We start from the raw sequence: 14717 nt of genomic DNA, 5'->3' as shown, positions 1-14717 counted from the left end.
ACCCCCGAGTGTCATTCCGGGGACGTTCAGCCGGGCGCGGCGCGTTCGTATGCAGAATACTGATATTCTCCTGAGGTTGCCCACGGACGAAGGACCCATGACTGCACTCGCTCTGCCCTTGCTTGCTCGCGCCGCTTCGGCGGCCACCGCCCTCGGGCTCCTCGCGGCCCTCGGTACCCCGCTCGCCGCAGCTGCGGCACCGAACCCGCCGGCCGTTCGCGGTGCATCCGCTGCGGGCGCCGTCACGGGGAAGGACCCGCGGGTGCTGTTCGTGGAGGACTTCGAGCACGGGATGGGGTCCTCCCCGAGGATGCTCGACAAGTACGTCGGCGCGACGGGCGAGACCTACGCTGCCGATCCCCAGTGGCTCTCGTCGGCGTGGTGCAACGGCATCATCACGAGCCGGTCGAGCTCCGACACGGCCGGCTGTTCCGCGAACGCCGGCCTCCGCTCCCTCGCCGGTGCACTCGGGGAGATCAGCGGAACCGATCCCGCGACGAACCATGCCGTGAGTGCCTACACCGATGGCTCGAGTCCGGGCGCGAACCGGATCCAGATCGAGTCCCGTGAAGCGTTCTCCCTCGGCGAGTCAGGACGGTTCGTGTCGTTCGGGGTGTCCGCGGCGGCACAGAACTGCCATTCGAACCATCCGCTCCTGGACTTCCTGCTCGTCGATGACGGAACCGAGCGTCCGGTGTCCGACCGGCCGCTCGACCCGTGTACCGACCCGCGGTCGAGCGACCACGGATCCGTGCGAGGCGGCGAGTTCGTCTCGAGCGGTGGCGTCCTGTTCTCCGGCGACAGCCTCCGCTGGCGGCTGCGCAACGCGCAGGGCTCCGGTGACGGCAACGACGGCGCCTTCGACCGCGTGACGATCGTCGACTCGACACCGACCCTCGCGAACGAGTTCTCCACCGGCACCATCGTCGGCGACACCGCGCGGATGACCGTCCGCGTCGTGAACACCAGCGAGCACGGCGCGAAGCCCGGGTGGTCCTTCGCGGAGACCCTGCCCGCCGGCCTGACCGTCGCAGCCGATCCGAAGACCGCCACGACGTGCGCGGCGCCGACCCTCGACGTCGACGCGGGTGCCAGCGCGGTGGGCGCGAGCGGTGGCCTCGCCATCGACGCGCCCGACTGCACGGTGACCTTCGACGTGACCGCCGCCACCGCTGGCACCTACACGGTCGCCCCGGACGCGGTCACGAAGCGGGTCGGGCTCGACGCCCCCGCCGCGTCGAGCGTGACCTTCGCTCCCGAGCGCAACGAGCTGCGCGCCGACGAGCAGATCACCCTGGGCGGCGGCAACGGAGACGCCGTCGCGGACCTCGGTGAGACCATGACCTTCCGCACCGTCGTCGAGAACGCGGGGAACGTGCTCGTGCACGACCTCGGCGTCTCCGGGACGCAGGGCGCCGTGCGCTGCGATCGTTCGGAACTCACCCCCGGCGCTTCCGCGACCTGTGTCACCGCTGCCCGGCCCGTGACGCAGGCGGACGTGGATCGAGGATCCGTCGAGGACGCCGTCACCGCGTCCGCGTCCTCGCGGCTCGGCGTTCCGGTCTCGGCCACCGCCGCGGCGACGGTGTCCACGACCCCGTCCGCATCAGCTGCCGAACTCACCGTCACGCCCGTGACGACCGGCGGAGCACCCGCGCTCGGCGACGACGTCCGGCTCGCGGTCGAGGTCCGGAACCACGGGAACGTGTCCCTCGACCGGATCGCGGTCCGGGTCGACGGTGAACCGACGATGACCGTCGACTGCCCGACGGGCAAGCTCGCTCCTGGAGCAACGATCACCTGCGCGCTCGAGGGCGCGCACCGCGTGACACAGGGCGACGTCGACGCCGGAACCGTCGTGTTCCACGCGGCGATGACCGCCGTCGACACCGCCGGGAAGCCGGTCGCCGCTGCCGCGACCGCGACCCAGGAGACGCAGACGCAGGCTCCGGCGCTCGCCACGACGATCACGCCCGTCCTCGAGACGGCCGGGAAGGCCCCGGCCGTCGGCGACGAGGTCGCGCTGACGATCGCGGCGCGCAACAGCGGGAACGTGACCCTCACCGACCTGCGCGGCGTCCTCCGCGGCCGCGACGGTGCGGCGGACTGCCCCGCCGGCGCACTCGCGCCCGGTGCTCCTGCGACCTGCACCCTGCCGAGTCACGTCCTGACGCAGGACGATCTGGACCGGGGGGAGATCCAGTTCGAGGCGACCGCCTCGGCGACGGGGCCGAAGGGACAGGCAGTGTCGGCGTCGGACTCCGCCACCGTGACGCTCGACCGTCAGCACGGCATCGTGGCCACCGTCACCGCGGCCCTCGCCGACGACGGAGCCGCCCCGGTCGCGGGTGACGCGGTCGGCCTCCACGTGGCCGTCCGGAACTCGGGCAACGTCACCCTCCGCGACCTGACCGGCGAGGTGGACGGCCGGTCGATGGACGTCGAGTGCGCCGACGGCGCGATCGCCCCCGGTGCCGAGGTCACCTGCACCGTCGACGACCACCGGCTCAGGCAGGCCGACGTGGACCGTGGGCACGTGGGCTTCGACGTCACGATGACCGCGGCGACCCCGTCCGGTGGGACTGCCTCCGCCACGGACGGCACCGAGGTCCAGCTGGCCCGCGCCCCGCAGGTCGCGGTCTCGGCGACGAGTGTCCTCGACGCCTCCGAGCACGAGGTCCCGCGGGCCGGCGACGGCGTCACCGTGGCGATCACGGTCCGCAACACCGGCAACGTCACGGTCGACGACGTCGACGCCGCGGTGCGCGACCGGAAGGGCATGGACGTCACGTGCCCCGGTCGTGCGCTGGCACCCGGCGAGGAACTGACCTGTGTGGTGACCGCGTACGAACTCGGTCAGGACGACGTCGACGCCGGCACCGTCCGGTTCGAGGTCGTCGGGTCGGCCACCGGTGCCGGTGGCACCCGGGTCGAGGGAACCGCGTCGACCGAAACGACCATCGTGCGAGCGGCCTCGATCGCCGCGAGCACCTCGGCCCGTCTCGAGCCGACGGGGCGGGAACACCCGGACGCCGGTGACACGGCAGCGCTCCGGGTGGCGGTCCGGAACACCGGGAACGTCACGGCGACGGACCTCGACGGCCTGGTCGAGGGGCGCGACGGCATGGTCGTGACCTGCCCGGCCGACGCGATCGCTCCGGGCGGTTCGGCGGAGTGCGCTTCGTCGACGACGGTGACGCAGGACGAGGTCGACGCGGGCACCGCGCGGTTCACCGTCCGGTCCACGGCGACGGGTGCCGGTGGGAGCCGCGTCACGGCCGAGTCGGACGCGTCGGTCGCGATCGAGCGGTCGGCTGCGGTCACGCTCGACCTGACGGCGCACCTGGCGGACACGGAGCGTGCGCGCACCGACGACCCGAAGGCGGGCGACCACGTCTCGGCGTCGATCAGCGGCACCAACACCGGGAACGTCACGCTCCGTGACGCCCACACGGAGGTCGTCGAGCTCGCTGACATGACGGTCGAGTGCGCACCAGGGCCGGTGACGCCGGGAGCCACGATCGACTGCACGGTGCCCGACCACGTCCTGACCCAGTCGGACATCGACCACGGCCAGGTCACCATCACGGCCGTGCTGGAGGCCACCGGGCCGGACGGTCGACGGGTCACCGACCGCGCCGAGGTCCGCGTCGGCCTCACGGCCGGCAGCGCGCTCGACCTGACGGGCGAAGCGGTGCTCCTCGGATCCGATGGCGAGCCGTCCCCGATCCCGGAGGGCCGCGCGGTCCGTCCGGGCGAGCAGGTCGCGATGCGCTACGAGGTGCTGAACACCGGGAACACGACCGTGGACGACGTCCAGCGCACCGGTTCGACCGGGCCGTTGACGTGCGAGCTGACGACGCTCGAGCCCGGCGCGAGCACCGCCTGTGCGAGCAGTGCCGCGCACACCGTCACCGCGGGCGACGCCGAGCGGGGCGAGGTCGTCACCGTCGGTCAGGTCAAGGGCTCGGTCACGCGCGCTGACGGCGAGACCGTCGAAGCTCCTGGTGCTGCAGACACGACGCAGTCCGGCGTGCGGACGCGTGCCGCGGCCGTGGCGAACGGCCGGGTGTGGGTGTTCTCCCAGGAGCTCCGCACCGTGGCGAAGGCGGAGCTGGAACCACAGCAGGCGGAGGGGACGGAACCGAACGAGCTCGCGTTCACCGGGTCGGAGATCACCGCGGTGGTGCTCCCCGCGGGCATCGTGCTCCTGCTGGCAGGACTGACGCTGCTCGTGTACGTCCGGCGTCGTCGACAGGGGGACGACACCACGACGCCGCGCTCCTGATCGGCAGACGACGGAGGGCACCCCGCGCGGGTGTCCTCCGTCGTGGTGTCAGTCCAGCGCCGCCGCGATGTACGCCGCCAACGCCTCCCCGTACGCCACGGCCGGGTCCGCCGCCGCGAACGTCCGGTCCTCGCCCCGCAGCGTGATCGTCACGGTGTACACGACCCGGGACGCCGCGGCGACCCGCGTCAGCCCGACGAACGAGGGCCCGAGGAGCTCGCGGAGCTGGTCCTCGCGGGGCAGCCACAGCGACTCCTCCGCGGACACCGAGTCGAGCGCCCACTCGGTCGTCCCGTTGAAGCCGAGCGTCGTGCCCGTCGGGTGGTCGTGCCGCTCGACGGTCATCTCCGACACCGTGTAGACGTCGTCGTCGACGCCGGGCTTGTCGATGACGAACCGGTCGCCGGTCGCCGGGTGCCAGCGGAGTCCTGCGTCGCGGAGGGTCTTGGCGAGTTCGACGGTGATCACCACCCCAACCTGCCACGGTCGCCCGTGCATATGTTCCGGAAAGCAACCCGTACTAGCATCGCGGGGCACCCCTCGTGCGCGGATCGCCCGACGCTCCGCGCGCGCGACGCGACGACGCCCGGACGACCGGTGCCGTGCCTCCAGGCCGTACGAACCGGCCCCGGGACGGACCGAGCGCCGGACCCCGACCGCGGCTGACCGCACCAGCGGCCCGCTGAAGAGAAGGACCGCAATGACCCTCGACCGCGAGGAACTCCGCGACCGCTGGACCGTGTCCATGGTGCGCGAGAACGCGCCGGCCGGCGCACCGGCCGGAGCTGCCGCCGGGATCCCCGCGACCGTCCCCGGCCAGGTCCACACCGACCTGCAGCGCGAGGGACTCCTGCCGGACCCGACCCTCGACCGCAACGAGGACGCCGCGAAGTGGGTGGGCCGTTCCGACTGGACCTACCGCCGCTCGGTGGACGTGGACCCGCGCGGCCACGAGCGCGTCGACCTGGTCTGCGACGGCCTCGACACCGTCACCGAACTGACCCTCGACGGCGTGCAGATCGGCGCGACGCGGAACATGCACCGCCGCTACCGCTTCGACCTCCGCGACGTGACGGACGGCAGCAACGCGCGGACGGAGCGCGACCTGGAGATCCTCTTCGAGTCCCCGTACCGCGAGGCTGGCCGCGTCGCCGCCCGGGCCGGCGCGATGCCGGGCCCGTACGACGAGCCGTTCCCGTACGTGCGGAAGATGGCGTCGAACTTCGGCTGGGACTGGGGGCTGACCGCCGTCACGAGCGGTCCGTGGCGTCCCGTCGCGATCGAGCGCTGGTCCACCGCGCGGCTGCGCGACGTCCGCCCGCTCGTGGACGTCGAGGCCGGGGAGGGCGTCCTCGACGCGCACATCGCGTTCGAGCGCTCCGGCATGAACGACCTCGACCAGGACGGCGAGGACGACGACCTCGTGCTCGTCGTGACGGTCGCGGGGGAGACCGCCGACGGCACGAAGACCCGGCAGCGTTCGCGGGCGCAGGTGACCCCGAAGGAGAACGAGACCGTCGTCACGGTCCGGATCCCGGAGGCCCGGCTCTGGTGGCCGCGCGGGTACGGCGAGCAGCCCCTCTACGACGTGTTCGTCGAGCTGCAGACGGTCGAGGGCGAGGTCCTCGACCGGCACACCTTCCGCACGGGTTTCCGGTCGACCCGGGTGGACACCGCGGTCGACGACATCGGCCGCCCGTTCAACATCCACGTCAACGGCACGCTCATCGACGTCCGCGGCGTGAACTGGATCCCGGACGACGTCATCGTGTCGCGGGTGGACCGGTCGCGCTACGAGGACCGGCTCACGGCTGCCGCGTCGCTCAACACGAACCTCGTCCGCGTCTGGGGCGGCGGCGTGTACGAGTCGCACGACTTCTACGAGGTCTGCGACGAGCTCGGGCTGCTCGTCTGGCAGGACTTCCCGTTCGCCTGCTCGGCCTACCCCGAGGACGAACCGCTCCGCAGCGAGGTCGTCGCCGAGGCGCGTGACAACGTCGCCCGGCTGTCCCGGCACCCGTCCCTGGTGCTGTGGAACGGGAACAACGAGAACATCTGGCTCCACGACGCCGACGGCTGGGGCGAGGCGCTCGGCGACCGAGGCTGGGGTCTCGACTACTACCTCGACCTGCTGCCGACGATCGTCGACGCGGTCGACCCGTCGCGCTTCTACACGGTCGCATCGCCGTGGTCCGGCTCGGAGTCGCTGTTCGCGAACGACGTCGACCACGAGACGCACCACTCGTGGGACGTCTGGAACCGCGAGTCCGACGACCACTACCGCGACTCCGTGCCGCGCTTCGTCTCCGAGTTCGGCTGGCAGGCGCCGCCGGCCTGGCGCACGCTGCGTGACGCCGTGTCGGACGAGCCGATGACGCCGACCTCGCCGGGCGTCGTGCACCACCAGAAGGCCGCGTCCGGCATGGCGAAGCTCGCGAACGGCCTTTCGCCCCGCTTCGGCACCGGCTGGGACACCGACTTCGACCGCTGGCACTACCTCACCCAGCTGCAGCAGGCGCGTGCGATCGCGACCGGCGTGGAGCACTGGCGGACGCACTGGCCGCGGAACACCGGCGTGGTCGTCTGGCAGCTCAACGACCTGTGGCCGGTCTCGTCGTGGTCGGCGATCGACTCCGCCGGGCGGCTGAAGCCGCTGGCGCACGAGCTGCGTCGGCTCTACGACGACGTGCTGCTCACGATCCGGCCGGCGTCCGACGTGACGGTCGCGGTGGGTGGTCCGGTCGCGGACACGGCAGGGCGGCCGGGAGGCTCGGAGCAGGTGACCGCGTCCCTTCCCGTCCCCGACATGGCCGGGTCCGGTGCCGCGGGTCCTGCCGCGGGTTCGGCCGCTGGGGACACCGCGGTCATCGAGACGTCCGGTGCGTCGCCGATCGAGGTCGCGGTGCGGTCGACGCGTCGCGGGCTGGACAGCGTGGTGCGGGTCCGCCGGATCGACATGTCCGGGCGCACGCTCGCCGAGGTCGAGCTCCCCGTGCACCTCGACGGTGCCGGGGTCGCGGTGGTGGCGCTGCCGTCGTCGGTCGGCGTCGTGGCCGACCCGACGGCCGAACTCGTCGTCGCCGACATGGACTGGCGTCGCGCCGTCTGGACACCGGCGCCGGACAAGGACATGCGATGGGAGCCGGCGCACTACCGGGCGGCGTTCTCACCGGCGGCGGACGGCGACGGCCTGGACCTGGTCGTCGAGGCCGAGTCGCTCGTGCGGGACCTCCTGCTGCAGCCGGACCGGGTCCGGCCCGAGGGCACGGTCGACCGCGGATTCATGACGCTGCTGCCGGGGGAACGGGTGGCCTACCGGCTGCGCGGGGTCACCGAGGCCGACGTCCCGCAGCTCACCGGCACCGCGGTGCTCTGGAGTCTGGACCGCGTCCTCGACCGTTGATATACAACATACAACTTGATATATTGGGGAGACGCCGACCTGTGTCGTGACCCGTGATGACCCGGCGTCCGGTGCGACTCTGTCGCGCCGGTGGCCAGCAGGAGGTCTCCGTTGTCACTCGCGCTCCACCCCACCCCGTCGCCCGCTCCGTCACCCGCCCCCGCGTCCGCCCGTGCCGGGGGTGCTCAACTCCGAGGCAGTCGCGCGCTCGGTGTCGCCGCGCTCGACCTCGGACTGCTGCTCGCTGCGTTCGGCGGCGCGCACCTGCTGCGCTTCCCCTGGGACGCGGCGACCGGCATCGCAGGGGAAGGCTGGCTCGAGGTCGTCGTCGCTCCGGCGATCATCGTCCTCTGGATGCTGCTGCTCTCCACGTTCCGCACCCGTGACCCACGCATCGCCGGGGTCGGCGGCGACGAGTACCGCCGGCTCCTCACCGCGAGCCTCCTGACCGGGGCGCTGGTCGCCGTGGTCGCGTACGCCCTCCAGGTGGACATCGCCCGCGGGTACGTCGCGATCGCCCTTCCGCTCGGCGTCCTGCTGCTCGCGCTCGGTCGGAAGAGCACCCGGGCCGCGCTCGCACGCCGCCGGGCATCCGGCGAGCAACTCATGGACGTGCTGCTCGTCGGCGACGCCGAGGACGCCCGCTACGTCGGGCGCCGCATCGCCGCCAGCCCGGGGGCCGGCTACCGGGTGCGCGCGGTCGTCACCGACTGTCTGCCGGTCGGGACCGAGATCGAGCTCGGGGACGCCGTCGTCCCGGTCCTCGGTGGTGTCGGCGGGGTGCTGGCCCTGGCCGAGGCCACCGGCGTCCCGGCGGTCGTCATCGCCGGGGCGGTGCCGGGCGGCCACGAGCGACTCCGTCGACTCGGATGGCAGCTCGAGGACCGGGGTGTGGAGCTGGTCGTGTCCTCGCCGCTCGCCGACATCGCAGCGGGCCGGGTGCACGAGCGCCCGGTCGACGGGCTCCCGCTCATGCACGTCGAGACGCCCGAGTACCGGCGTCGCTTCGGCAAGCGGTTCGTCGACGTCGCCGGAGCGGGCGTCGGGCTGGTGCTGCTCGCCCCGGTGATGGCCGCCGTCGCACTGCTGATCCGGCTCGACGACGGTGGACCGGTGCTCTTCCGGCAGACGCGCGTCGGGCGAGGGGGCGTGGACTTCTCGATCCTGAAGTTCCGGACGATGTGCGTCGACGCCGAGGGTCGGATGGCCGCCCTGCAGTCGCAGAACGAGGGCGCCGGCCCGCTGTTCAAGATGCAGGACGACCCACGCGTCACCCGGGCCGGGGCGTTCCTCCGCAGGACGTCGCTCGACGAGCTGCCGCAGCTCTGGAACGTCCTGGTCGGGTCGATGAGCCTCGTCGGACCCCGCCCGGCGCTGCGCCGTGAGGTCGCCCTCTACGAGGACTTCGCCGACCGACGGCTGCTCGTGACCCCCGGGATCACCGGCCTGTGGCAGATCAGTGGCCGCTCGGACCTGGACTGGGCCGACGGTGTCCGGCTCGACCTGCACTACGTCGAGAACTGGTCCTTCGTGCACGACGTCGTGATCCTCGCCAGGACGATCCCCTCGGTGCTGCGATCGCGCGGGGCGTACTGAGGGTGAATTCCTGTGCGAACGGTGTCCGTTCAGGAGTGCGGCCTGGGCATCCCGGCCCGCGGGAGTTACGATGGGACGAACTCGGCTTCCGCCGGGCGGATCGATGACGACCCGCTGACGGCGACCACTTCCAGAACCAAGGAGTCATGATGCTCGGAAACCTCACCGGTGTGCACCTGCTGATCATCCTCGGCATCGTCGTGCTGCTGTTCGGTGCGACCAAGCTCCCGGCCCTCGCGAAGGGGCTCGGCCAGTCGATCAACATCTTCAAGAAGGAGATGGACATCGACGACAAGAAGGCCAAGGGCACCGACACCACGGTCCAGAACACCGCCGCTCCGGCAGCCCCCGCCGAGCCGGTCGTGAACCAGGCCCCCGTCGTGAACCCGGGCCCGTCGGTTCAGCCGAACGCCACCACCGACCACCGGAACTGATCCGGTCCCGCCCCGTCACCGAGCCTTCGGGCTCGAAGCCCCCGTGATCCCACACGGGGGCTTCGTCGTGTGGGCAGCGCCCGGAACGCGCATGATGAGCGCATGACTGCTCCCGTCCACACCGCACCGCTCCGTGACGACCGGCGTGTGGTGCTCGTCGTCGCGATCCTGGCGTCGTTCGTGGTCGGCCTCGACTCGAGTGTCGTGAACGTCGCGCTCCCCGCGATCCGGCAGGAGCTCGGCGGCGGGCTCGTCGTGCAGCAGTGGACCGTCGACGCGTACCTCGTGACGCTCGGTTCGTTGATCCTCGTCGCGGGTTCGCTGTCCGACCTGTACGGCCGCGTCCGGATCATCCAGTGGGGCCTCGTGGTGTTCGGGATCGCCTCGATCGTGTGTGCGATCGCACCGAACGGCGAGGTCCTCATCGGTGCCCGGGCGCTGCAGGGCGTCGGCGGTGCACTCGTCACCCCGAGTTCGCTGGCGCTGATCATCGCGGCGTACCGGGGAGCGGCCCAGTCGAAGGCGATCGGCTCGTGGACGGCGTGGTCGAGCGCGGCGATCATCGTCGGACCGGTGATCGGCGGCCTGATCGTGGACGGCATCGGGTGGCGCTGGATCTTCGTGCTCACCGCGATCCCCATCGCCGTGACGATCCCGCTGGTCCGGCGCATCTCCGGGGACGTCGTCGCCGGGGACCACCCCCGAGTGGACGTCGTCGGGGCGGTGCTCGCGGTGGTCGGGGTCGGCGGCGTGGTGCTGGGGCTCATCGAGCAGGAGCGGCTCGGGTGGGGCTCGCCTGTGGTCGTCGTGGCGCTCGTCCTCGGCGCCGTGGCGCTCGCCGCCTTCGTGCCGTGGGAGCTCCGCGTGACGCGGACGACCGGCGCCCCGCTGGTGCCCCTCGGACTGTTCCGTGCCCGGAACTTCGCGGTCGGCAACATCGCCACGCTCTCGATCTACGGCGCGCTCGGGATGGTCGGATTCGTCGTGACGCTCTTCCTGCAGGAGGTCTGGGGCTTCCCGGCCTGGCTCGCCGGTCTCGCGACGCTGCCGCCGACCGTGGTGCTCCTGCTGCTCTCCACCACCGTCGGCGGCTTCGCCGGGCGGTACGGTCCGCGGTGGTTCATGGCGGCCGGGCCCGCGATCGCCGCAATCGGTGCCCTGCTGATGGTGACCGTGGGGAGCCAGCCGGACGGGTACTGGCCCGCGGTGTTCCCGGGGCTGGTCCTCATCGGCCTCGGGATCACCCTGATGGTCACACCGCTGACCAGCGCGGTGCTCGGATCGGTCCCGCAGACCGAGGCAGGCGTCGGGTCAGCGGTGAACAACGCGATCGCCCGGATCGCCAGTCTCGTGATGGTCGCGCTCGCCGGCGTGGTGCTCGGCGGGGAGATGAGCGTCGCCGGTCTGCACCGCGCGGTGGTCGTGATGGCGCTGTTGCTGGTCGCCGGGGCCGTCGTCAGTGCGATCGGCATCCGGAACCCGGACCGGCCGCGGCCCTGACGGCGCTGGGTCGTCGAACCGCCGCGATGCCCACCGTGTGAGTCGTTCGAGCGGCCCGCTCCCGCGGAGCCGTCGCCAGAGGACCGCGAACACAGTGCTGGCGAGGGCCAGCACGAGGAACGGAACCCACCCGCCGAGCGGGGGCGCCGGGTCACCGCCCGTCGGCCCGCCCGGTTCCGCGGCGCCGGGGGTCCCGAATGCCGTCCAGATCCGGAACGCGACCACGTGGGCGCAGTACAGCGTGAGCGCGAGCGTGCCGACGGTGGCGATCGGGCCGAGGACGTGGCGTCGACGGCGGGTGAGCAGACAGCAGATCGCCAGCACTGCCATCGCGACGCCCAGTCCGCCGAGCAGCTCGGCGGTCGAGCCGGCGTGCGGGAAGAGCCCGGTCAGTCGCTCCCAGTCCAGGTGGACGCCCGCGGACCCGTCGGTCGCGATGGGGGCGACCGAGCCGTCCGGGGGCACGGCGACGGAGGAGCCGCCTGCGGAGTCACCCCCGAGGTCGGCGGCGTTCACCGACGTCGACGGCGCCGGGGGCTCCAGCCCGAGGCCGAGGCGCAGGAGGAACCCGCCGCCGTACCCGACGAGGGCGCACCCGCTGCCGGCGACGAGCAGGAGCGCGAGCGCACGGCCCCGCTCGAGGCCGGCCCGGCCCACCACGACCCCGGCGAGCACGATGCCCCACCAGGAGACCGCCGGGTACCCACGGACGAGGACGTCGCCGACGAATCCGGACCCCGGACCCGTGAGTGCCTCGCCGACGACGGCCACGACCGGCCCCACCACGAGCGAGGTGCCCGCCAGCAGGACGAGGGTGCGGAGCCGGGCCCGCAGGAACGGCACGGTGGCGACGAACAGCACGGCGTAGGTGGGCAGGATGACGTTGATGGGCGTCTGCAGGGCCATCATCAGCGCCCCGAGGGCGAAGACCGCGATGGCCCGGCCGACCACACGTCGACGGTCCGTCACCCTCGCGGGCGGCCCGTCGACGCGACCGGCGGTGGCGAGCACCAGGGACACACCGGCGCAGAAGGCGAACAGGATCGAGGAGCGGCCGTGCACGAGCGCGGACCATGAAGCAGGGTCGCCCCAGGTGAACGGCGTGCCAGCGGCACCGACGTGCGCGGCGAACATGCCGAGGACGGCGAGTCCACGAGCGACGTCCAGCCCGTCGACCCGTGGACGAGTGTTGAGGTTCATCATGTGGAGAGCACACCGCTCCCGGTGTTTCGCGGACGTATCCCGGAATACGGCCCGCCGGACGTAAGTTGAGTGCAGTAGACTCAAGTCCAGGACCAACGCAAGGAAAGGACAGAACGCATGGCGAACCTCCAGGGCGCTCCTGACTCTGCGGAGCAGCAGAAGACCGCCCTCGAGCAGTACGGCGTCGACCTCACGGCGATCGCCCGGAGCGGCAAGCTCGACCCCGTGATCGGCCGCGACGCCGAGATCCGGCGCGTCTCCCAGGTGCTGACGCGCCGCACCAAGAACAACCCCGTGCTCATCGGTGAGCCGGGCGTCGGCAAGACCGCCGTCGTCGAGGGACTCGCACAGCGCATCGTCGCGGGCGACGTCGCCGACTCGCTCAAGGACAAGCGCCTCGTGTCGCTGGACATCTCCGCGCTCATCGCAGGCGCCAAGTACCGCGGTGAGTTCGAAGAGCGGCTGAAGGCCGTGCTCAAGGAGATCAACGAGTCCGACGGCCAGGTGATCACCTTCATCGACGAGCTGCACACGCTGATGGGCGCGGGCGGCGGAGAAGGATCCGTCGCCGCCTCGAACATGCTCAAGCCGATGCTGGCGCGTGGCGAACTGCGACTCATCGGTGCGACGACGCTCGACGAGTACCGCGAGTACATCGAGAAGGACGCCGCACTCGAACGCCGCTTCCAGCAGGTCTACGTGGGGGAGCCCAGCGTCGAGGACTCGGTCGCGATCCTCCGCGGGCTCAAGGAGCGCTACGAGGCGCACCACAAGGTGACGATCAACGACTCCGCCCTCGTGGCCGCGGCGAGCCTGTCGAACCGGTACATCTCCGGGCGACAGCTGCCGGACAAGGCGATCGACCTCATCGACGAAGCAGCGTCCCGACTCCGCATGGAGATCGACTCCAGCCCCGTCGAGATCGACGAGCTGAAGCGGAACGTGGACCGGCTCCGGGTGGAGGAGTTCGCGCTGAAGCAGGAGAAGGACGACGCATCCAAGGCGCGCCTCGAGACCCTGCGGAACGAGCTGCACACGCGCGAGGAACGGCTCGCCGAGCTCGAAGCGCGGTGGCAGGCGGAGCGGGCGTCGCTGAACCGCATCGGTGAACTCAAGCAGCAGCTCGACGAGCTCAACATGCGCTCGCAGCGGGCCCAGCGCGAAGCCGACTTCGAGACCGTGTCCCGGCTCGAGTACGGCGAGAAGCCGCGGATCGAGGCCGAGCTGGCCGCCGCCGAACAGGCCGAGTCCGCCGACCGGATGGTCAACGACAGCGTCACCGACGAGGACATCGCCGCCGTGATCGCGCAGTGGACGGGCATCCCGATGGGGCGTCTGCTGCAGGGCGAGACTGAGAAGCTCCTGCACCTCGAGAGCGAACTCGGCCGCCGGATCATCGGGCAGCGCACCGCGGTGCAGGCCGTGTCCGAAGCCGTCCGCCGCACCCGCGCCGGCATCTCCGACCCGGATCGTCCGACCGGGTCCTTCCTGTTCCTCGGGCCGACCGGTGTCGGCAAGACCGAGCTCGCGAAGGCCCTCGCCGAGTTCCTGTTCGACGACGAGAAGGCCCTCGTCCGCATCGACATGAGCGAGTACGGCGAGAAGCACTCCGTCGCACGGCTCATCGGTGCCCCGCCCGGGTACGTCGGGTACGAGGCAGGTGGCCAGCTCACCGAGGCCGTCCGGCGGCGCCCGTACTCCGTGATCCTGCTCGACGAGGTCGAGAAGGCGCACCCCGAGGTCTTCGACGTGCTGCTGCAGGTGCTCGATGACGGACGACTCACCGACGGACAGGGCCGCACGGTCGACTTCCGGAACACGATCATGGTCCTCACGTCGAACCTCGGCTCGCAGTTCACGACGGACATGTCGCTGACCGAGGAGCAGCGCGAAGAGGCCGTGCGCGAACTCGTGCAGCAGGCCTTCCGCCCGGAGTTCATCAACCGGCTCGACGACATCGTGGTGTTCCAGGCGCTCACCTCGGAGGACCTCGGGCAAATCGTGTCGCTGTACGTCGACCGGCTCGCACGACGGCTCTCGGACCGCAGGCTCGAGCTCGCGGTCACCCCCGAAGCCCGGGGCTGGCTGGCCGAGCGCGGGTACGACCCGGTCTACGGCGCACGTCCGCTCCGCCGGCTCATGCAGCGCCAGATCGACGACCAGCTGGCGCGCGCGATCCTCGCCGGTGACGTCCGGGACGGCGACACCGTCCGGGTGGACGTCGCCGAGGATGGCGACGGGCTGGTCGTGGAACCCTTCGAACTCGCGGAGATCGTCGAGGAGTAGCGTCCAG

7 protein-coding genes and 1 pseudogene are annotated in these 14717 nt (G+C 71.7%); 6 read left to right on the top strand and 2 right to left on the bottom strand.

What is annotated here, in order from left to right; translation table 11 throughout:
• Positions 1-97: 97 nt before the first annotated feature.
• Entirely contained in the window at positions 98-4288 is a 4191-nt protein-coding gene (locus EDF27_RS00665; protein ID WP_132046772.1) for a hypothetical protein, read from the top strand.
• A gap of 48 nt (positions 4289-4336) precedes the next feature.
• On the opposite strand, the gene EDF27_RS00660 is transcribed toward EDF27_RS00665, so the two are convergent.
• Entirely contained in the window at positions 4337-4756 is a 420-nt protein-coding gene (locus EDF27_RS00660; RefSeq protein WP_132046770.1) for a pilus assembly protein CpaE, read from the bottom strand.
• 232 nt (positions 4757-4988) lie between these two features.
• Here EDF27_RS00660 and EDF27_RS00655 point away from each other — a divergent pair, with 232 nt between their 5' ends.
• The 4 genes from EDF27_RS00655 (at position 4989) to EDF27_RS20000 (ending at position 11221) form a co-directional block, all read left to right on the top strand.
• On the top strand, positions 4989-7691 hold the full coding sequence (locus tag EDF27_RS00655) for a glycoside hydrolase family 2 protein (protein ID WP_132046768.1): 2703 nt from the start codon (positions 4989-4991) through the stop codon (positions 7689-7691).
• A gap of 111 nt (positions 7692-7802) precedes the next feature.
• Positions 7803-9287 (top strand): sugar transferase, encoded by a 1485-nt coding sequence (locus EDF27_RS00650; protein WP_132046766.1) that lies wholly within the window; start codon positions 7803-7805, stop codon positions 9285-9287.
• Positions 9288-9436: 149 nt separating this feature from the next.
• Complete coding sequence (tatA, locus tag EDF27_RS00645) at positions 9437-9721, top strand: twin-arginine translocase TatA/TatE family subunit (protein WP_123654737.1); 285 nt, start codon at positions 9437-9439, stop codon at positions 9719-9721.
• A 102-nt stretch (positions 9722-9823) separates the two neighbouring features.
• Complete coding sequence (locus tag EDF27_RS20000; RefSeq protein ID WP_123701326.1) at positions 9824-11221, top strand: MFS transporter; 1398 nt, start codon at positions 9824-9826, stop codon at positions 11219-11221.
• A 36-nt stretch (positions 11222-11257) separates the two neighbouring features.
• Here EDF27_RS20000 and EDF27_RS00635 read toward each other — a convergent pair.
• A pseudogene (locus EDF27_RS00635) lies at positions 11258-12421 on the bottom strand (heparan-alpha-glucosaminide N-acetyltransferase domain-containing protein); the annotation flags it as partial.
• Positions 12422-12541: 120 nt separating this feature from the next.
• Here EDF27_RS00635 and EDF27_RS00630 point away from each other — a divergent pair.
• On the top strand, positions 12542-14710 hold the full coding sequence (locus EDF27_RS00630) for an AAA family ATPase (RefSeq protein WP_132046762.1): 2169 nt from the start codon (positions 12542-12544) through the stop codon (positions 14708-14710).
• Positions 14711-14717: the final 7 nt, after the last annotated feature.

The organism is Curtobacterium sp. PhB136, from assembly GCF_004346855.1.
Lineage (GTDB): Bacteria > Actinomycetota > Actinomycetes > Actinomycetales > Microbacteriaceae > Curtobacterium.
Note: the sequence above shows the minus strand (reverse complement) of the source record. Positions and strands in the feature narration are given on the sequence as shown.